This is a genomic window from Phyllobacterium sp. YR620 (genome assembly GCF_900104165.1).
GTDB lineage: Bacteria > Pseudomonadota > Alphaproteobacteria > Rhizobiales > Rhizobiaceae > Phyllobacterium > Phyllobacterium pellucidum.
The window spans coordinates 414,709-434,089 of record NZ_FNJP01000002.1; the positions used below are offsets into that span (position 1 = coordinate 414,709).

At 58.5% G+C, this 19,381-nt stretch carries 23 protein-coding genes; 9 read left to right on the forward strand and 14 right to left on the reverse strand.

Translation table 11 applies throughout. The features are described from left to right. Positions 1-148 precede the first annotated feature (148 nt). From BLR72_RS08745 to BLR72_RS08755, 3 genes are all read right to left on the reverse strand, one after another. A complete protein-coding gene (locus tag BLR72_RS08745) occupies positions 149-616 on the reverse strand; it encodes an HPr kinase/phosphorylase (protein WP_091947408.1) in 468 nt (155 codons plus the stop codon). Next, a complete protein-coding gene (locus BLR72_RS08750; RefSeq protein WP_091947411.1) occupies positions 616-2,403 on the reverse strand; it encodes a sensor histidine kinase in 1,788 nt (595 codons plus the stop codon). The genes BLR72_RS08745 and BLR72_RS08750 overlap by 1 nt, the downstream gene beginning before the upstream one ends. A 146-nt stretch (positions 2,404-2,549) precedes the next feature. Then, positions 2,550-3,269, reverse strand: a complete 720-nt coding sequence (locus BLR72_RS08755; protein WP_027230908.1) for a response regulator transcription factor — start codon at positions 3,267-3,269, stop codon at positions 2,550-2,552. 296 nt (positions 3,270-3,565) lie between these two features. Between BLR72_RS08755 and BLR72_RS08760 the strand changes: the two genes are divergently transcribed. From BLR72_RS08760 to BLR72_RS08775, 4 genes are all read left to right on the forward strand, one after another. Beyond that, on the forward strand, positions 3,566-5,179 hold the full coding sequence (locus BLR72_RS08760; RefSeq protein ID WP_091947414.1) for a phosphoenolpyruvate carboxykinase: 1,614 nt from the start codon (positions 3,566-3,568) through the stop codon (positions 5,177-5,179). Positions 5,180-5,270: 91 nt separating this feature from the next. Continuing rightward, complete coding sequence (arfB, locus tag BLR72_RS08765) at positions 5,271-5,708, forward strand: alternative ribosome rescue aminoacyl-tRNA hydrolase ArfB (protein WP_091947417.1); 438 nt, start codon at positions 5,271-5,273, stop codon at positions 5,706-5,708. A gap of 119 nt (positions 5,709-5,827) precedes the next feature. Continuing rightward, positions 5,828-6,286 carry a peptidoglycan-binding protein LysM gene (gene lysM, locus BLR72_RS08770; RefSeq protein WP_091947421.1) on the forward strand — a complete coding sequence of 153 codons (459 nt, stop codon included), beginning with the start codon at positions 5,828-5,830 and terminating at the stop codon, positions 6,284-6,286. 58 nt (positions 6,287-6,344) lie between these two features. After that, positions 6,345-6,959, forward strand: a complete 615-nt coding sequence (locus BLR72_RS08775) for an alpha-ketoglutarate-dependent dioxygenase AlkB family protein (RefSeq protein ID WP_091947423.1) — start codon at positions 6,345-6,347, stop codon at positions 6,957-6,959. Here the strand turns inward: BLR72_RS08775 and coaA are convergent. The 7 genes from coaA to hisB form a co-directional block, all read right to left on the reverse strand. Then, the gene (coaA, locus tag BLR72_RS08780) at positions 6,946-7,902 is read right to left on the reverse strand and encodes a type I pantothenate kinase (RefSeq protein ID WP_244506662.1); all 957 of its coding nucleotides are present in this window, start codon (positions 7,900-7,902) and stop codon (positions 6,946-6,948) included. The genes BLR72_RS08775 and coaA overlap by 14 nt on opposite strands. Positions 7,903-7,949: 47 nt before the next feature. Continuing rightward, on the reverse strand, positions 7,950-8,273 hold the full coding sequence (locus BLR72_RS08785) for a phosphoribosyl-ATP diphosphatase (protein WP_091920702.1): 324 nt from the start codon (positions 8,271-8,273) through the stop codon (positions 7,950-7,952). A gap of 14 nt (positions 8,274-8,287) precedes the next feature. After that, positions 8,288-9,073, reverse strand: coding sequence for an imidazole glycerol phosphate synthase subunit HisF (gene hisF / locus BLR72_RS08790; protein ID WP_091947426.1), 786 nt, complete (start codon positions 9,071-9,073; stop codon positions 8,288-8,290). Continuing rightward, entirely contained in the window at positions 9,070-9,813 is a 744-nt protein-coding gene (gene hisA / locus BLR72_RS08795; protein ID WP_091947429.1) for a 1-(5-phosphoribosyl)-5-[(5-phosphoribosylamino)methylideneamino]imidazole-4-carboxamide isomerase, read from the reverse strand. The genes hisF and hisA overlap by 4 nt, the downstream gene beginning before the upstream one ends. Positions 9,814-10,362: 549 nt before the next feature. Further along, positions 10,363-11,013: an imidazole glycerol phosphate synthase subunit HisH gene (gene hisH, locus BLR72_RS08805; RefSeq protein WP_091947436.1), complete on the reverse strand. Its 651-nt coding sequence runs from the start codon at positions 11,011-11,013 to the stop codon at positions 10,363-10,365. Positions 11,014-11,015: 2 nt separating this feature from the next. Then, positions 11,016-11,513, reverse strand: a complete 498-nt coding sequence (locus tag BLR72_RS08810; RefSeq protein ID WP_091947439.1) for a DUF2628 domain-containing protein — start codon at positions 11,511-11,513, stop codon at positions 11,016-11,018. A gap of 14 nt (positions 11,514-11,527) precedes the next feature. Beyond that, positions 11,528-12,136 (reverse strand): imidazoleglycerol-phosphate dehydratase HisB, encoded by a 609-nt coding sequence (hisB, locus tag BLR72_RS08815; protein ID WP_091947442.1) that lies wholly within the window; start codon positions 12,134-12,136, stop codon positions 11,528-11,530. Positions 12,137-12,341: 205 nt separating this feature from the next. Here hisB and hslV point away from each other — a divergent pair, with 205 nt between their 5' ends. The 4 genes from hslV (at position 12,342) to BLR72_RS08835 (ending at position 15,858) form a co-directional block, all read left to right on the forward strand. After that, complete coding sequence (gene hslV, locus BLR72_RS08820) at positions 12,342-12,896, forward strand: ATP-dependent protease subunit HslV (RefSeq protein ID WP_027230920.1); 555 nt, start codon at positions 12,342-12,344, stop codon at positions 12,894-12,896. Continuing rightward, entirely contained in the window at positions 12,886-13,422 is a 537-nt protein-coding gene (locus BLR72_RS08825) for a GNAT family N-acetyltransferase (protein ID WP_091947444.1), read from the forward strand. Before hslV ends, BLR72_RS08825 begins: the two co-directional genes overlap by 11 nt. Next, a complete protein-coding gene (hslU, locus tag BLR72_RS08830; protein WP_027230922.1) occupies positions 13,419-14,726 on the forward strand; it encodes an ATP-dependent protease ATPase subunit HslU in 1,308 nt (435 codons plus the stop codon). The genes BLR72_RS08825 and hslU overlap by 4 nt, the downstream gene beginning before the upstream one ends. A 163-nt stretch (positions 14,727-14,889) precedes the next feature. Then, entirely contained in the window at positions 14,890-15,858 is a 969-nt protein-coding gene (locus tag BLR72_RS08835; RefSeq protein WP_091947446.1) for a DUF1402 family protein, read from the forward strand. 9 nt (positions 15,859-15,867) lie between these two features. Here BLR72_RS08835 and BLR72_RS08840 read toward each other — a convergent pair whose 3' ends face one another. From BLR72_RS08840 to BLR72_RS08855, 4 genes are read right to left on the reverse strand one after another with little or no spacing between them, the layout of a single operon-like run. Continuing rightward, a complete protein-coding gene (locus BLR72_RS08840; protein WP_091947448.1) occupies positions 15,868-16,230 on the reverse strand; it encodes a helix-turn-helix domain-containing protein in 363 nt (120 codons plus the stop codon). Continuing rightward, the gene (locus BLR72_RS08845) at positions 16,227-16,778 is read right to left on the reverse strand and encodes a Smr/MutS family protein (RefSeq protein ID WP_091920735.1); all 552 of its coding nucleotides are present in this window, start codon (positions 16,776-16,778) and stop codon (positions 16,227-16,229) included. The genes BLR72_RS08840 and BLR72_RS08845 overlap by 4 nt, the downstream gene beginning before the upstream one ends. After that, a complete protein-coding gene (locus tag BLR72_RS08850; protein WP_091947451.1) occupies positions 16,775-17,875 on the reverse strand; it encodes a murein transglycosylase A in 1,101 nt (366 codons plus the stop codon). The genes BLR72_RS08845 and BLR72_RS08850 overlap by 4 nt, the downstream gene beginning before the upstream one ends. A gap of 20 nt (positions 17,876-17,895) precedes the next feature. Continuing rightward, a complete protein-coding gene (locus tag BLR72_RS08855; protein ID WP_027230927.1) occupies positions 17,896-18,591 on the reverse strand; it encodes a Tim44/TimA family putative adaptor protein in 696 nt (231 codons plus the stop codon). A gap of 178 nt (positions 18,592-18,769) precedes the next feature. Between BLR72_RS08855 and BLR72_RS08860 the strand changes: the two genes are divergently transcribed. Beyond that, positions 18,770-19,255 (forward strand): FxsA family protein, encoded by a 486-nt coding sequence (locus BLR72_RS08860; protein ID WP_244506663.1) that lies wholly within the window; start codon positions 18,770-18,772, stop codon positions 19,253-19,255. The last annotated feature ends 126 nt before the right edge of the window (positions 19,256-19,381 follow it).

Consider the following 19,381-nt stretch of genomic DNA (forward strand, 5'->3'; position numbering starts at 1 on the left):
CCTTCAGCTTGGGCTTTTTTCCGCGCATTGAATGCCCCGTTTGGCAGGTGTCGCATTCTGGCAGGACGAATCGCGAAGGCAAGTGGAAAAATGGCGCCACCAAGACGCATAGTCATTTTATCGCAGTGCAAAAGGGCAACCATCTGGATTAGCTCGTTAATTTTTTCCATTGGGGCTCGAAAAGCCACGCCTCGACGGCCCTGCAAGCGGATTCCACCTCGCCTTCCGGTAGGCGGAGGCGCTGAATTGCGACGCCCTGAAGTTGTGTCGTCTCCTCACCAGCAAATCGAACTGCCTCTGCTTTATCGACGAGTTCGACAACAAGATGAATGACGGCAGTGCCTTCATGATCGACCGCGTGAAGCCCCGACCCACGCACCTCGATTCCGCCCCGCAGCGATGCCGGCGCCGAACAGATGAGACGTCCCGAAGACGGGCGCAATTGGCATTGGTCATCACTGACAAGCGCGGCAAACGTGCCCTTGGCGTTGGTACGCTCGATAAGTGCCCGCGCTATTGACGATTTCCCTGCACCGGACGGGCCGACGATCAGGACGCCACGGTCGGCGACGATGAGGGCCGTTGCATGGATCAGTTCTTCCGGCATGCGCGCCATCAAGCCTCAACCGGCAGAATGGCGGTAAAGCGGGCGCCAAGATAATTCTCCGGATCCTTGGGATCGGGAATGTTTTCGGCATTGAGGGTGCCGCCATGCGCCTCGATGATCTGGCGACTGATCGAAAGGCCGAGACCGGAATTCTGCCCGAACGCCTCCCCGGCAGGGCGGTCGGTGTAGAAGCGCTCGAAAATGCGATCGATCTGCTCCACACGGATGCCCGGGCCATTGTCCTCGACGAGAATGCGGATGCGATCACCCATATGCTGCAGCGAAACGGTAATGATGCCCCCTTCGATCGGGACGAAGGAGCGCGCATTCTCGATGAGGTTGGAGACGACTTGGCCCAGACGAAGATCGTGGCCGACGACATGGAAGCCCTTGCGGTTGTTTGGAAGCTTGCCGACGACCAACTCGATGCGCGTGTCCTTCTTGTTGCGGCGGACTTCGCGGGCCGCTGTCACGAGGTTGCCGAGAAGCATCTTGAGGTCGACATGCTCGGAATCTTCGCGGGCTAGTTCAGCATCGAGACGGGAGGCGTCGGAGATATCGGTGATCAGGCGGTCAAGGCGCTTCACATCGTGCTGGATGACATCCATCAGGCGTTTGCGCGACTCGTCGTTCTTCGCAAGCGGCAAGGTTTCGACGGCGCTGCGCAGCGAAGTAAGGGGGTTCTTCAGTTCATGGCTGACATCGGCCGCAAAGCTTTCTATCGACTCGATCCGGGCATAGAGCGCGTTGGTCATGTCGCGAATGGACGTCGATAGATGGCCGATCTCATCCTGTCGTTCGGAAAAATCCGGAATCTCTTCGCGGCTTTTCACGCCGTGGCGCACGCGGTCGGCCGCGGCGGCGAGACGGCGCAACGGATTGGCGATGGTGGATGCCAGGAACAGGGAAAGGATCGCCATGACCAGGGCCGCAACCGTGAAGACGCGGATGATCGCGTAACGTTCGCCCTGGACGATCTTGTCAATGTCGCCGCCTTCGGTGGAAAGCAGCAGAACACCGAGAACAGCACGGAAACGCTGGATAGGAACGGCGACGGAAACGATCTGCTCGCCCTTCTCGGTCATACGCACGACGGTTGCCGGCGAACCCGTCAGCGCCTTGACGATTTCCGGATAGGACGAACCATTGCCGCCCGGCTGCTCCTGGTAGATCGGCAGGTCGCTGCGGCGCAGGAGCCTCGTCATGCGATTGGTCAGACGCTCGAAGAAACTGGGCTCTTCCCCGTCGATGGGCGGCAATTCATAACGCAGCACCTGTCCGCGCGAATAAAGGTGGCGGGAATCGAGAAGCAGGTTCGAGTCGCGGTCGTAGATGCGGGCGCGGGTCCGCGTCGGCGAGATGAGGCGGCGAAGAACTGGGGCAACGCGTTCCGGATTGATCGGGAAATCGAGATTGTCGAGAACGTCCGGCGATGGCGTGATGCTTTGGCCAGCCTGGAGTTCAAGCAGCTTTTCCGGATCGATAGCGATCGAATTGGTATCGACGGTCGCTGATGAGGCAATGGCGCCTGCAATGATCTCGCCCTGCGTCATCAGGCTTTCCACGCGGGCATCAATCAAACCGTCGCGGAACTGATTGAGATACATGATGCCGGACAAGAGAACGGCGAGGCCGGCAAGGTTGAGGAAGAGGATGCGCCGCGTGAGGCTCGAGAAAAGATAGTTGCCGAAGACGCGATTAAGCGGCTTGAAAAAGCGACGCAAAGCAAGCGAGCGCTTCCGGCGCATGACGGCGCTCTTGCGCGTAATATTGCCGCTTTGCAGCCCGGCTACCATTTATTCCTCAAAGAACCTTGATCGCGGCGTCTCATGGCATTCATATCGCCACGAGACAACCTTGTTTTACAGCGGATCACACGCCTGTGAAAGCAAAGGGCCCGCTCAAGCCCGTCCATCAATTAACCTATACCGCAGCTATTCTATCAGGTTTCGCGAAACCGGTAGCCCACGCCGTAAAGTGTTTCGATCATGTCGAAATCGTCGTCGACGACCTTGAACTTCTTGCGCAGGCGCTTGATGTGGCTGTCGATGGTGCGATCGTCGACATAGACCTGCTCGTCATAGGCGGCATCCATGAGCGCATCGCGGCTCTTGACCACGCCGGGGCGCTGCGCCAGCGAATGCAGAATCAGGAACTCGGTAACCGTCAGCGTCACCGGCTCGCCCATCCATGTGCAGGTGTGGCGTTCCTGGTCCATGACCAACTGGCCGCGCTCGAGCGATTTCGCTTGCGGGCTTCCCGGCTTAACGGTGCCATCACGCGCGGCGACACGGCGCAGCACGGCTTTGACCCGCTCGACGAGCAGGCGCTGCGAGAACGGTTTGGTGATAAAGTCGTCCGCACCCATCTTGAGGCCGAACAACTCGTCGATCTCGTCATCCTTGGAGGTAAGGAAGATGACCGGCAGGTCGGACTTCTGGCGCAGGCGGCGCAGCAACTCCATACCGTCCATGCGGGGCATCTTGATGTCGAAAATGGCAAGGTTCGGCGGGCGCGCCATCAGGCCGTCGAGCGCGGAGGCGCCATCCGTATAGGTTTCGACGCGATAGCCTTCCGATTCGAGCGCAATCGAAACGGACGTCAGAATGTTGCGGTCGTCATCGACGAGCGCTATTGTTTGCATTGCGGGGACTTCCCTCATGCGCTGCCTTCCTTATGCCATTGGTCTGCACAGCTTGTGCAGTACAAATTAGGTACAAAATGTGGCACAGATCCGCGGCGGTGTCACCCGGACCAGTCCACCACTGTCTTACGTAAAGGGAAGAGCACAGAAATTTCCCCTTACTTAAACCGATTTAAAAATATTTAAATTCTTTAAATCGATTAAATATTTGAAAGTATTCAATTTTTCTGCTTTTGACGAGACGTAGCCGCATTCTTGTTCGATGATGCAAGAATGCGGCGAATGCATCTATTGACCCTAACAACGGCGGACACATGACTAGAGAAACCGGTATCCACAACGCGTCTATCGCGCTCGGCAACTCAGGCTTGACGGAACTTTCGGCGGTTTATTACAACCCCGAAGCAGCTGAACTTTATGAAGAAGTCGTACGCCGCGGCGAAGCACAGCTCACCGCCCAGGGTGCGTTGGTCGCCCGGACCGGTCAGCACACGGGACGCTCGCCAAAGGACAAGTTCGTCGTGCGCGACGGTTCCACCGAAGCACATGTCTGGTGGGACAACAACGCTCCGATTTCACCGGAAAAATTCGAATTGCTCTATGCCGACTTCATGGCGCAGGCGAAAGGCAAGGAACTCTTCGTTCAGGATCTCGTCGGCGGCGCCGATGACGACTACAAGCTCAACACCCGCGTCATCACCGAGTTTGCCTGGCATTCCCTGTTCATCCGCAATCTGTTGATCCGTCCCGATCGCGACGAGCTCGCGAGCTTCGTGCCGCAAATGACGATTATCGACCTGCCGTCATTCCGTGCCGATCCCGCGCGCCATGGCACGCGGACGGAAACGGTCATCGCTGTCGACCTCAATCGTCTCATCGTTCTCATCGGCGGTTCGGCCTATGCGGGGGAGATGAAGAAATCCGTCTTCACGGCATTGAACTATATTCTCCCCGCCAAGGGCGTGATGCCGATGCACTGTTCGGCCAATGAGGGTCCTGATGGCGATACCGCCGTATTCTTCGGCCTCTCCGGCACCGGTAAGACCACGCTGTCGGCTGATCCTTCGCGCACGCTGATCGGCGACGACGAACATGGCTGGGGCGAGCACGGCGTCTTCAACTTCGAAGGTGGCTGCTATGCCAAGACGATCCGTCTGTCCGCCGAAGCGGAGCCAGAGATATACGCGACGACGCAGCGCTTCGGCACCGTTCTCGAGAATGTCGTTCTGGACGCAAGCCGTCAGCCCGACTTTAATGACGGTTCGCTGACCGAGAACACACGCTGCGCCTATCCACTCGACTTCATTCCGAATGCATCGAAGACAGGCAAGGCGAGCCATCCGAAGAATATCATCATGCTGACCGCCGATGCGTTCGGCGTCATGCCTCCCATCGCAAAACTGACGCCGGCGCAGGCGATGTACCACTTCCTCTCCGGCTATACCGCCAAAGTTGCGGGCACGGAGCGTGGAGTTACCGAGCCGGAGGCTACCTTCTCCACCTGCTTCGGCGCGCCGTTCATGCCGCGCCATCCTTCGGAATACGGCAACCTGCTGCGCGAACTCATTGCCGAGCACGGCGTCGATTGTTGGTTGGTCAATACCGGCTGGACTGGCGGCGCCTACGGTACCGGCAAACGCATGCCGATCAAGGCGACGCGGGCGCTTCTCTCAGCAGCGCTCGATGGTTCCTTGAAGAACGTCGAGTTCCGCACGGATCCGAACTTTGGCTTCGACGTGCCGGTTTCCGTGCCCGGCGTCGACCAGTCGATCCTCGATCCGCGCTCGACCTGGGCCGACAAGGCAGCTTACGATGCCCAGGCGATGAAACTTGTCGATATGTTCGTTCGCAACTTCGGCAAATTCGAAAGCCACGTGGATAGCGATATCAGGGCTGCCGCGCCGCATATGCCGGTCGCCGCAGAATAGGCCAGACAATTCATAAGAGCCCCGCCCGCGGCGGGGCTCTTTGCATTTCATGCAGCTTTGCGCGAATCAAAGATTGGGTTACCAATCTGGCATGGAAGAGAGCCGCACCCGGATCAAAATCACCAACCGGATCTGGATCGATGAAAGCGATCTGGAGGAGAGCTTCATTCGCTCGGCTGGACCAGGCGGCCAGAATGTCAACAAAGTTTCGACCGCCGTACAGCTGCGCTTTCTTGCGGCGAATGCGGGCCTGCCCGACGAAGTCTTCGCACGGCTCCTCAAACTTGCCGGTCAGCGCGCGACTAAGGACGGTGATATTCTCGTCGAGGCAAGCCGCTTCCGCACGCAGGAGCGCAACCGGGAAGATGCGCGCGAGCGGATGGTCGCGCTGATCGCCAAGGCGGCCGAGCCGCCGCCGCCACCGCGCAAGAAGACGAGGCCCACGAAAGGTTCGATCGAGCGTCGCCTCAAGGCGAAGTCCGGCCGTTCCGACGTAAAGAAGATGCGTGGCAGGGTATCCGGCGACTAGAGTCCTGGTCGCCAATACACGACGCTATAATCTGCTCGGGTGATTTTCTAGCCTTTTCAAGTCCTTCACGGAATGCCACAACTGCATATGTCGGTTTGAACAATTATCAGGAGCCAGTTATGGGACTGTTTGATTTCGTTAAATCCGTAGGCAAGAAGATCGGTATCGGCGACGACGAGCCAAAGGCCGAAGACCTGAAGAAGGAACTCGACTCCCACGAGCTCGGTACCGAAAATGTCGAGGTCGTGGTTCAGGGCGACAAGGCCGTTCTCAAGGGCAATGTGACCAACCAGGAAATTCTCGAAAAGGCGATTATCGCCGTCGGCAATTCCCTTGGCATTTCCAAGGTCGAAACCGACGAGCTCAAGATCGACAACACGCCGACGGGAACGATTGAAAAGGCCCCGGTGTTCTATACGGTCAAGAAGGGCGACAATCTCTGGAAGATCGCCGAAGCCCAGTATGGCAAGGGCAAGGGCGCCAAAAACACGCTTATTTTCGAGGCCAACAAGCCGATGCTCACCCATCCGGACAAGATTTATCCGGGCCAGGTGCTGCGCATTCCTGAACTCAAATAACCCCTTTCACTAGGCACGGCCCGGTCCTGCCGGGCCGGCAAGCTTTGCATTCAAAACGATGATCCTGCTGGCACCTGGAATTCGCTATTATCCCGATTATTTTGATCAGGCGGCGCAGGCCGCATTGCTTGAGTATATCAGGGCGGTGGTTGCACAGGCGCCGCTTTATGTTCCGGCAATGCCGAAAACCGGCAAGGAGATGAGCGTGCGCATGACCAATTGCGGCGCGCTCGGCTGGGTTACGGACAAGGAGCGCGGCTATCGCTACCAGCCTGTGCATCCGATTACTGGGGAACCTTGGCCACCTATTCCCGAGCGCCTGCAACAGCTCTGGCATCATATCTCGGAATTCCCGATGCCGCCCGAAGCCTGTCTGGTGAATTTCTATGCGGACACCGCCAAGATGGGACAGCACCAGGATCGCGACGAGCAAAATCTCAACGCGCCCGTCGTTTCGGTTTCGCTTGGCGATGCCTGCCAGTTCCGCTTCGGCGGCACAAAACGAACCGATAAGACGCAGTCGCTGCGTTTATCGAGCGGTGATGTCATTGTGCTCGGCGGCGAGGGTCGCCTCGCCTATCATGGTGTCGACCGGATTTATCCCGGAACGTCGATGCTGCTCAAGGGCACGGGCCGCATCAACCTCACGCTTCGCCGGGTTACAGCTTCCTGAGCGCAACTTCCTCGATCAAGTGATTGTCGCCCTTGCGCAGGATAAGATCGGCACGGGGCCGTGTCGGCAGTATGTTCTCGCGCAGGTTCTTGAGGTTGATGTTGGCCCAGAGGCTTTCGCCGATGGCGCGCACCGCGTCTTCTGAGATCGTAGAGTAACGATGGAAGAACGACGTCGGATCGCGGAATGCAGTCTCGCGCAGCCGCATGAAACGGCTTATGTACCACTTGTGGATCTGCTCTTCGTCGGCATCGATGTAGATCGAGAAATCGAAGAAATCGGAGACGAACGGCACCATTTTGCCATCCTCCGGCAGGTCGCGAACCTGCAGAACGTTGATGCCTTCAAAAATCAGGATGTCGGGTGCATCGACGGTCTGAAATTGCCCGGGCAGGACGTCGTAGGTCAAATGCGAATAGAGCGGCGCGTTGACGTTGCGCTGGCCCGCCTTGATCGACGAGAGAAAGCGCAGGACCATGCCGACATCATAGCTTTCGGGAAAACCCTTGCGTTCCATCAGGCCTTTAGCGCGAAGCACCTCGTTTGGATAGAGAAAACCGTCGGTCGTGACGAGATCGACTTTCGGGCTCGACGGCCAACGCGCCAGCAATTCCTTCAACACGCGTGCCGTCGTGGATTTGCCAACAGCGACCGATCCCGCAATGCCGATAATAAACGGGGTCTTGAAGGATTCGCTGGTGTTGAGAAACCGGCGACGCTGGTAGAACAGAAGCTGGCTCGCCTCGACATGGGCCGACAGCAAGCGTGAAAGCGACAGGTAGATGCGCGTAACTTCATCGAGATCAATCGGGTCGTTCAGCGAACGCAACCGCTTGATCTCGTCGTAAGTCAGCGTCATGGGCGTATCGGCACGAAACTCCGCCCATCGCTCCGCACTGTAGAAGCGGTAAGGCGAAAACTCGCTGGGTGCCAATTGGTCCATGACTTCCCCTTCCCTCTGCCGTTCGCTCGTCGAAGACCGGAACACGATCAACCCTGCCCGCGCGCGGCTTTTTCCTCAAGCCCGGTTTGCGCCGTCCGCCGTTCGAGTTCGGCAAGCACGTCTTCAAGCTTGATGCCCGAGATTCCAAGAACAACGACAAGATGATAGAGCAAATCAGCACTCTCCGAAACAATCCCCTTTGCATCGCCGGAGACAGCCGCGATCACGGTTTCTACCGCCTCTTCACCAAGCTTCTGGCTGGCCTTGCCTATGCCCTTGGCGTAGAGGCTTGCCGTATAGGATCCGGCATCGGCGGAGGCCGCACGCTCTGCGACAATGCGTTCGAGGTCACTAAGGGTAAATGAGCTCATGGGTCGTCTCCAACTCAGCGGATGGGATCAAGGCGCATCGGAATACCCGCTGCGGCCATGTGGGCCTTGGCTTCGCCAATCGAATACGTGCCGAAGTGGAAAATGGATGCTGCAAGAACGGCGGAGGCATGACCTTCGCGTATGCCTTCGACCATATGGTCGAGATTGCCGACCCCTCCCGATGCGATGACGGGAACCTTGACCGCATCGGCGGTGGCGCGCGTCACCGGAATGTCGTAGCCGATCTTCGAGCCATCCCGATCCATCGAGGTCAACAGAATTTCGCCGGCGCCGAGATCGACGACTCTTCGGGCAAAGTCCACCGCATCAATGCCCGTGGCATTCCTGCCGCCGTGGGTGAAGATCTCCCAGCGGTCCGCCTCGCCTTTGCCTGATACTTTCTTTGCGTCGATGGCAACGACAATGCATTGATTGCCGAACTTGTCAGCCGCCTCGGCAATGAATTCGGGATTCTTGACAGCGGCTGTGTTGATCGAAACCTTGTCGGCCCCGGCAAGCAGCAGCTTGCGGATGTCGGCAACGGTGCGCACGCCGCCGCCCACCGTCAGCGGCATGAAGCACTGCTCGGCCGTGCGAGCCACCACATCGAAAATCGTCTCGCGATTGTCCGACGAGGCGGTGATGTCGAGAAAGCAAAGCTCATCGGCGCCCGCCGCGTCATAGGCCTTGGCTGCCTCCACCGGATCGCCGGCGTCGATCAGATCGACAAAATTGACGCCCTTGACCACGCGTCCGTCCTTGACGTCGAGGCAGGGAATAACCCGGGCTTTAAGGGTCATGCGGCGCGCTCCCGTGCTTGCCGAAGCACCGTCAGCGCTTCCGCCGGATCAATACGGCCGTCATACAGTGCACGCCCGGAAATCGCGCCTTCGAGCCGGGCGGCATCGGGCATGGTCATGCGCACGATATCGGCGATCGAGGCAAGTCCGCCCGAAGCGATGACTGGGATGGAAACTGCTTCGGCCAGTTGCAGCGTCGATTCCCAATTGATGCCGGCCAGAACGCCGTCGCGATCGATGTCCGTGTAGATGATCGCGGCAACGCCCGCACCCTCGAACTTCTGCGCAAGTTCAATCACGCCAAGCGTCGATGCTTCCGCCCAGCCTTCGACCGCCACCTTGCCGCCCTTGGCATCGATGCCGACAGCAATCTTGCCGGGAAACGCCTTGCAGGCTTCGATAACCAGTGCGGGATCGCGAACGGCGACAGTGCCGAGAATGACACGGGCCAGGCCCTTTGCCAGCCACGCCTCAATGTGCGCGATGGTGCGGATGCCGCCGCCAAGCTGCACGGGATTTTTGGTCGCCTTGAGGATCGCTTCGACCGCCGCGCCGTTGACGGATTCGCCAGCAAAGGCGCCGTTGAGGTCAACGACGTGCAACCACTCGAAGCCCTGGTCCTCGAATTCCTTGGCCTGCGCCGCCGGGTCCGTATTGTAAACGGTCGCCTGCTCCATATCGCCGAGCCTCAAGCGCACGCATTGCCCGTCTTTGAGATCGATTGCCGGAAACAGGATCATTTTGCCCTCACGTCCACAAAAAGAACAGATATTGAACATTCATCGTGGACTTACGCCTGCAACGCGCTGGACTCTAAACTTCGAAAAATCTAAGAGTCGGAATCACTAAGACAAAAAGCCGGGATTCCGCCCCGGCTTTTTTAGCCCAGTACAACGTGAGGTGTCGTGGGCGATAGGGTATTACCTACTAGGCGCAAAAAGCATAAAGCTTTTGATACGTCAACATATCCTTGATTGGTCGACACCTCATTTCCTCCCAAGGAGAAATGAATGTCATACTTTACAGATAAGCAAGCCAAGGACATATGGAAGGCGAGGTGGAGGGGTGAATCTGTCCAGTCGCTCATTGGTCGCTATGGGCAGAACACATTTAGATTCTACGAAGTCTGGATGGAAACGCGCAACGTCGGTAGTCGGCTCGACGCTTATGAAGAGTTCAAAGTAGAAGCTCCGCATCTAGCCGTTGACATCGACCCTCAGCCTCATACGCCAAGACGGCGTGTAGTGCAAAAACGCGACATGAACGACAACCACGAGACACCGGGTCAACTAGGGTTTCCATTTTAAAAAATTGGCGATGAGAGCCAGGCCGAGCGCCTGGCTCTTTTCCGGATGAAACTGCGTCCCCGCCATATTGTCGTTGGCAACAGCGGCCGTCACGCTGCCGCCGTAGTCGGTAACGGCGATCACGTCGTTTTCAAGCTCCGCATCGAGAAAATAGGAATGAACGAAATAGGCGTGAAGGCCTTCCGGCCCCGTCCTGATTCCGTCGAAGAGCGGATGCGGACGCGTCAGGCAGATGGTGTTCCAGCCAATTTGCGGGATTTTCAGCGCCGGATCAGAAGGGACCATTTCGCGTACATCACCCTTGATCCAGTCGAACCCGACGGAGATCGTCTTCTCCAGCCCGCGCGACGACATGAGCTGCATGCCGACGCAAATGCCAAGGAAGGGTCGCGCCTTGTCCATCACCACCTCATGGATCGCCTCGACCATGCCGGGAACGGCATCAAGCCCTTTGAGACAATCGGCATAGGCGCCTACGCCCGGCAGGACGATGCGGTCGGCGCCCAGCACCCGATCAGCGTCGGCTGTGAGTTCGATCTCCGCATCTATTCCGGCTTCGCGCGATGCCCGCTCGAATGCCTTCGTGGCCGAGCGGAGATTGCCGGAGCCATAGTCGATGATGGCAACGCGCATGCTCAATTCTCTCCGCGATGGCTGACGAGCCCGACCATTCCGCCGAGCGGTGCCGGACGCGGCGCCGCCGCGAAAACCGGCGTATCGGAGGTCGGGACGGGATTTTTAGCCGGGAGCACCGGACGGAAACGTTCTGTTCCGAGAAACCAGATCGTTTCGGCGTCGCTTGCGTTGTGCGCATCGACGACGCCGGCAAGTTCGAAGCCGCGGCGCTCGAGAGCCGCCGCGCGCCAATGGTTCGCCTCCAGCCCAACAAGCAGCGATACCAGTAGTCCGATCAGCCCGGCGGCGCCACCGTGGCCCGTATAGCTGCCGACCGCCGAACTCGCGACACCGGCCGCAAGCACGATGGCCGCCTCGAACCATAATTTGTGAAAGAGCAGCCAGACAAAAGGCAGGATGAGCGCGAGAAACGCAAAGCCATCGCGGATGAAAACGGTCTTGTCCTCATTGTGCCCGCCATTGTCCGGTCGCGGTGTCAATACCAGGTAGCTCGCCATGACCCAAACCTCCGCTAGCCGTTGAGCGTACCCTTGGTGGAAGGGATCGCGTCCTTCTGCCTGGGATCGGTCTCGATCGCGTTACGTAACGTTCGTGCCACCGCCTTGAAACAGGTTTCGGCGATATGATGGTTGTTGGCACCGTAAAGATTCGTTACGTGCAAGGTGATGCCGGCATTCTGCGACAGGGCCTGGAAGAACTCGCGAACAAGCTCCGTATCGAATGTGCCGATCTTCGGGGCCGAGAACTCGACTTGCCACACGAGGAACGGCCTGCCCGAAACGTCAAGCGCCGCTCGGGTCAAGGTCTCGTCCATTGCAAGGTCGAGCGAGGCATAGCGATTGATCCCGCGCCGGTCGCCGAGAGCCTTGGCGATCGCCTGGCCGATGGCAATGCCCGTATCCTCCACCGTGTGGTGATCGTCGATGTGAAGATCGCCATTCGCCTTGATGTCCATGTCGATCAGGGAATGGCGCGAGAGCTGTTCCAGCATGTGATCAAAGAAGCCGACACCCGTTGCGACGTTGAACGTGCCGGTACCGTCCAGATTAACCGATACGGCAATCGAGGTTTCCTTAGTGATCCGCTCGATCTTTGCCGTGCGTTTGTTAGGGCTGCTCATCTACTGTTTTCCCGCCACATGGTGCTGCAAGCTGGCTTTCAATTGTGGCCTTCTAGAACATGGGCGGCGAATCTCCAAATGCTTTGATGGGCGCTAATTCCGGCAGCATTTGCATTTCGGCGGCCGCGTCATACATAAGTGGCACAGAAGGGGTTCGGTCTGCTGCCAATTGGAGCATAATCGGACCTGCTTGAAGGAGAACCCAATGCAAGAACACAATCCCTCCACCATGTATGGCACGACCATCGTTACGGTTCGCAAGAACGGCAAGGTCGTCATTGCCGGTGACGGACAGGTCAGCCTCGGCAACACGGTCATGAAGGGCAATGCACGCAAGGTGCGCCGCATCGGCAAGGGCAATGTCATTGCCGGATTTGCTGGTGCCACTGCAGACGCCTTTACCCTGCTCGAACGGCTTGAGAGCAAGCTTGAACAATATCCCGACCAGCTGATGCGCGCCTGCGTCGAGCTCGCCAAGGACTGGCGAACCGACCGCTATCTGCGCCGCCTCGAGGCGATGATGCTTGTCGCCGACAAATCGGTTACGCTGGCTCTCACAGGAACAGGCGATGTGCTGGAGCCGGAATTCGGCGTCATGGCCATCGGTTCAGGTGGCAATTACGCCCTCGCAGCAGCGCGCGCGCTTGCGGACACCGATCTTGGCGCCGAGGAAATTGCCCGCAAGGCCATGCAGATCGCCGCGGATATCTGCGTTTTCACCAATACGAGCGTTACCCTCGAGAGTCTCGATGCCGAATGAGCCACACTATCACTACCGCTTCATTCCGGTTGAGCCGCGCCACCTCAACATGATCATGGAGTGGCTGGCGGAACCGCATGTGGCGAAGTGGTGGGGCAAGAGCCCCGATGAAGAAATGGCCTTGATCATGGAAAGCATGGACAGCGTTTCGGTGGAACCCTTCATCATCATGCTTGGCGACGAAGCGATCGGCTATCTGCAGACTTATGATCCGCATCTGGAGGACGATCATCCCTATCAGGATCAGCCGACGGGAACGCTCGGTCTCGACCAGTTCATCGGCGAGCCCGACCTGATCGGACAGGGCCATGGGCCGAGGCTCCTCGACGAATTCGTATCGCTCCTGTTCGAAGAGGGCGTGCCCCGGGTGATCGTCGATCCCGATCCGGCCAACGCCCACGCGGTCAAAGCTTACAAGAAAGCAGGCTTTATCGCTTTCGACACCCGCACAACCATCTATGGTCCCGCCCTCATGATGGCGCGCGACAATCCTGAACTTTCTTCAGATGAAACGAGAATACAATGACAACATTTTCTCCCCGTGAAATCGTCTCTGAGCTCGATCGCTACATCATCGGCCAGAAGGACGCAAAACGCGCCGTTGCCATCGCCCTGCGTAACCGCTGGCGCCGCCAGCAGCTCGAGGGCCAGATGCGCGAAGAAGTCATGCCCAAGAACATCCTGATGATCGGACCGACAGGCGTCGGCAAAACCGAAATCTCGCGCCGCCTTGCCAAGCTCGCCGGCGCACCGTTCATCAAGGTCGAGGCCACGAAATTTACCGAAGTCGGCTATGTCGGCCGCGACGTGGAACAGATCATCCGTGATCTCGTCGAGGTCGCAATCGGCCTTGTGCGTGAGAAGAAGCGCGAAGAAGTGAAGGCTCGCGCTCACGTCAACGCCGAAGAGCGGGTCCTTGATGCCCTTGTTGGCAAGACGGCAAGCCCGGCAACGCGCGACTCCTTTCGCAAGAAGCTTCGCGACGGCCTGATCGATGACAAAGAAATCGAGGTCGAGGTCGCCGAAACCGGCTCGGGCATGCCGAATTTTGAACTGCCGGGCATGCCCGGCGCCAATATCGGCGTGCTTAACCTCAGCGACATGCTTGGCAAGGCCATGGGCGGTCGCACCAAGACTGTGAAGACCACGGTCAAGGATTCCTACGGCGTCCTAATCAATGACGAGTCGGACAAGCTGCTCGACCAGGAACAGATCACCAAGGAAGCAATGCGTTCGGCAGAGGATGACGGTATCGTCTTCCTCGACGAGATCGACAAGATCGCCGCACGTGACGGCGGCGTCGGGGCGGGCGTTTCCCGCGAAGGCGTGCAGCGCGATCTGCTGCCGCTCGTCGAGGGCACAACTGTTGCGACCAAATATGGACCGATCAAGACCGACCATATCCTGTTCATCGCCTCGGGCGCTTTCCATGTCGCAAAGCCCTCGGACCTCTTGCCGGAATTGCAGGGACGTCTGCCGATCCGGGTCGAGCTCAGCGCGCTTTCGCGCGATGACATGCGCCAGATCCTGACCGAGCCGGAGGCTAGCCTCCTGAAGCAGTATATCGCATTGATGGAAACGGAAGGCGTGACGCTCAACATTACGGACGATGCCATCGACGCGCTCGCCGATATCGCGGTGGACCTCAATTCTACCGTGGAGAACATCGGGGCGCGGCGGCTGCAGACCGTCATGGAGCGTGTCCTTGACGAGATTTCGTTCTCGGCTCCGGACAAAGCCGGGACCGAACACACGATCGACGCCAAATATGTCCGCGAGACCGTCGGGGACCTTGCCAAGAATAGCGATCTTTCGCGCTTCATTCTTTAGTTTCCCGCAAGTGCGACAGCGGCGCATTTTGCAATGCGAATCAATGCCTCCCTGCTAGAAGGGGAGGCATTTTTCTTTTGGGGTAAGCGCTGACGATGAGGTTTTTCTGGCTTTCGCGTGAGCAAGAGGCTATTTGGAACGCCCGACGGAATTCTGGACCGCTATGAGAAACCACCTGATCTGCCTCACGACGAGCCTTGCGCTCGCGCTTTTTGCGGCCATGCCGACGGCGACAGCCGTGACAGTCGTTCCGGAAGGAAATCGCAATGCGAGCCAGCCTGGCGTTCCGGCTGCATCGGCAAAGCGCACCCGCGATCTCAACACGACCTACGAAGCCAAGTACCAGAAGATCTACAATCTTCTAAAAACGGACTCCAAACTGCGCTCGAAGATCGCCAGCGTTGCCCGAACCTATGGCATCGATCCGGTCCATATTGCCGGCGCATTGATCGGCGAGCACACCTATAATGTCGACGCCTATGACCGCCTGCAAACCTACTACGTCAAGGCGATTTCCTACGTGCAGCAGGGCCTCGCATTCGACTATCAAGGCGAGACCATCGGGACTTTCGTCAAGCGCCCGCAATTTTCGGAATGCGCGCAGTTCAAGGACAGCTTACGTTTGTGGACCTGCCGGGAGGACGTTTGGGACCATGATTTTCGCGGCAAGACGGTAGGCGGCAAGCGCTTCCCCGACAACCGTTTCAGCACTGTGTTCTTTCAGCCCTTCTATGCCGGCCAGAGTTTCGGCCTCGGTCAGCTTAGCCCGCTGGTCGCATTGCAGATGACCGATATGGTCAATCGGTATTCGGGCCTGCCCAAGCTCGATGCCGACCACGCGGCCGAGGTCTACAAGACCATCATGGATCCCGATCTGACGTTGCCCTACATGGCGGCGACGCTGAAGCACTCCATCGAAGTCTACCGCCGCGTTGCCGATTTCGACATTTCCAAGAATCCCGGCGTCACCGCGACGCTGTACAATACAGGCGGTGCCGATGCACGCGCCCGCGCGCTAGCCGACGGCAACGCCGCGCGTATCGCCAATGGCCAGGCGCCTGAGTTTCCGGCCGAAAATTATTATGGCTGGCTGGTGAACGAGAAAATCGATCAGCTGCGGGCATTGTTCTAGACTACGGGTTCAGCGTTTCGGCACGGTTTTCAATCGCTCGATCAGTTCGCGGGCGGTCGCATCATCCATATCGGCAATGATAATCGCCAGCAGGTTGGCAAGCTCTGTCGCTGCCGGCGAAAGACCGCCGGTATCGATGGTGACGCGCGGGTCCGAAATCATCGCGAGCCGCTGCAATTCCTCCGCCTCGTCCCAGATGATGTTGAAGTACTGGATGATGCGCTGCAGCTTGTCCCAGGTCGGTTGGCCACGATTGCCGTGCTCGAGTGCCGAAAGGTAGGCAGCCGAGACGCCGATCGCCTTCGCCATTTCCTTTTGCGAGATTCCCCGCTCGCCCCGGAGATCGCGAAGTTTTTTCCCGAACGGCGTCATGGCGCATCGCTCAGGCGGCGCATGCGCACATAGATTGCGCCGCTGCCGCCATGGTTGCGGGCCGCGTCCTCATAGCCGTTGACCAGCGGGCGGAACGACGGCGTCGCAAACCATAGTGGCACAGCTTGCTTCAGCACGCCGTCGCTTCCGAATGAAGAACCCTTGCCGGTAATGACCAGCACGTAGCGCAGCTTGCGCAAATGCGCCCTTTGCAGAAATCCGAGCAGCAGCCCATATGCCTCGCTTTGCGTCAGGCCATGGAGATCGATCCTCGCCTCTATGTCGACGCGCCCGCGCGCGATCTTCTTGTGCGTCGGACGGTCGATCGGATGCAGACGATGCGGCGGCGGCGCTTTTGGAGCAGCAGCGCCGATGGCTGTCAGCTTTGTATTCGCCGGCGCGGACGGATGGATGGCTTCCTTCTCTGGGTCGTCGCTGAGAAAGAGCGGCTGGGTCTTGCCCTTCAACGGCCGCGCGGTCTTTGCCACCGTCTCCCAGAGGATCCGGTCTTCAAGCGTGGCGAATCCATCCTGCGGACGCTTCCTCATCGCGCCGCGGCCGGCAGCGAACGGGGTACCAGCGCATAAAAATCGGCACGGTTGCGGATGCCGCCGGCGATTTCGCCGGCCGCGTCGCCCGATCCGGCAAAAAGATCGCCCCGGGCCGGGCCGACAATTGCCGAGCCGGTGTCCTGTGCAATCATCAAACGGGCAAAGCCGTCGCCGCCAAACGCCTTCAAGTCCGGCGCATTTATATAGAACGGCGTGCCAAATGTATGAAGCAAGCGGTCAACGGCGAGCGAGCGGCCGTTGGTCAACGGCACTTTGGCTGCGGCGACAGGGCCAAGCGTTTCATCTTCGACATCGGCCTCGCGGAAAAAGATGTAGGAACGATTGTTCCACATAAGTGCCTGGGCCTTGTCCGGATTTGCCGCCAGCCAGGCGCGGATAGCCTGCATCGACATTTTTTCAGCCGGAACTTCTCCGCTTTCGAGGAGAATCCTGCCGATACCGGTAAACCTTTGCCCCGTTTTCGCAGCATAGGTGATCCGCCGGAGGCGGCCATCGGTCATCTTCAGGCGAGCGGCGCCCTGGACGTGAATGAAGAAGGCGTCAACCGGGCTTTCCACAAAGGCGATCTCGAGACCCTGGCCGGCGAGCGCACCCCTCTCGATTGCCGGTCGGTCGAAATATTCGGTCAAGCCTTCGGGCGTTTTACGCGCAAAGGCGAAATAAGGATCGAAGCCTTGCGGTCGATTGCTGTCATTGACATCGACGAGATCGGCCGGGCGGCCGAGAAAAGGGACGGTGAAACGATCGGTACGTACGGGCGAAGCCACTACCTCTGGCTCGTAGAAGCCCGTTACAAATCCATCCTCGGCATCCGCCGGCCGGACAAGGGCCGGCCTGAACCAGCGCTCGAAGAACTGCCGCGCTGCCACGTCGGTCTCCACCGGTGTTTCACGTGAATCAGCAAAAATCGGCGCTAGCGCTTCAAAACTTATGCCAAGGGAGCCGCTCTTGTAGGGCTTTTCCAGTACATGCTGCGCGGAGCGCCGGAAGGCTTCGAAAGCGGGAAGGTGGTGATCGTCTTGCCAACCGGGGCAGTCTGCAAAATCCACCGGCTTGAACAGGGGCGACAGCATGGCTTTTTCTCAATCGCTGATTAGTCTTCCGCTTCGGTCGCCACGAGCTTCCAGTTCGGGTCCTTCGAACGCGTGTCGCGGGCGAAAGTCCAGACATCCTTCACCTCGGCAACCGCTTCTTTGTCGCCGTCGATGACCGTACCGTTCTTGTCGAGCGTTGCGGAGATCAGTTCGCTGACAATGCGCACAGTCACGTGCGATTCCGTGCCCTTCATCTCGGCGCCGATAATATCAGCCTTGTTGATGCCAACGAAGGACGACTGAACCTTTTCGCCGCGCGACTCCCGATCGGCTATTGCAGCGACGAAACCGTCGAAGACTTCCCGCGACAGGAGCGACTTCAGCGTCTTGCGATCGCCATCGGCAAAGGACATGACGATCATTTCATAGGCCATCTTCGACCCGTCGAGGAATTTTGCCGGCTCGAATGTGGGATCGGCATTTTGAATCGCCCGCAATCCGTCATTGAGCGGCGTACCCGGCTTGGCAACAGCATCGACCTTTTCGAAGCTGCTTTCCTTCACTTCGCCGCGACGCGGCAGCGAAACAACGTTGTCGCTCGGCTTGGACTTGTCATCGACCTCGGCTGTTCGGGTATAGGGATTGAACGGAGGGCGCTCGTTGCCGGTCCGCCGGCCAAGGACCTTGCGCAGCTGGAGGAAGATCACCACCGCCGCCACGAAGAAGAAAATCGTTCCAAAGTCCAGATATTCCATGTCGCCTGCCACTCATCCCAGCGTTCGTTAGGGTCTTCGATCTTCTGCCGAAATACCAAATTCATATAGATTGCCAATGGCAATCATACAAATGCTCATCTTGCTTGCCTATATAGGCATGAAATCGACGCGGGGAATGGATAATATCCCCATATGTCCTTTGAAAGGTAAATTAGTTTTGCGATCGCTTTTCGTTCCCCTGCTCCTGCTCGCCCTGCCGTTCCTGGAGATTGCCGGATTTGTCATCGTCGGCAGCAAGATCGGCGTGCTAGCGACGCTGGGCCTCGTGATCCTGTCGATCTTTCTTGGCGTCTTCCTTCTGCGTGTCCAGGGCTTCGGTCTGATCCAGCGCATTCGGTCCGAGACGGCTGCCGGTCGCACACCCGGGCGCGAACTCGTTCACGGTGTCATGTTGATCGTCGCGGCCTTCCTCCTGATCGTCCCCGGATTCATTACCGATATCGTTGGCCTGCTTCTGTTCATTCCGGCAGTGCGGGATGTCGGCTGGCGGCTGGTCAAGGACCGCATCGTCGTCGTCAAGCCCGGTATGCGACGGTCGCCGCGTTCGGATGCTCCGGGTCCGAGGGACAGGGTGATCGATCTTAATCCGGAGGATTTTTCAAGGAAGCCGGACCCCGATTCGCCGTGGAACCCGAAACCTTGAGGCAGAGAGTTTTGCGGCTATGGGCTTAGGCTGCTGGAACTATAGGATTAGAGGTCGCGGCTTGCCTCGTTAAGGCACACATGCTAGCGAGCCACATCCAAATCGATAACCGCCGAAGCGGACGCA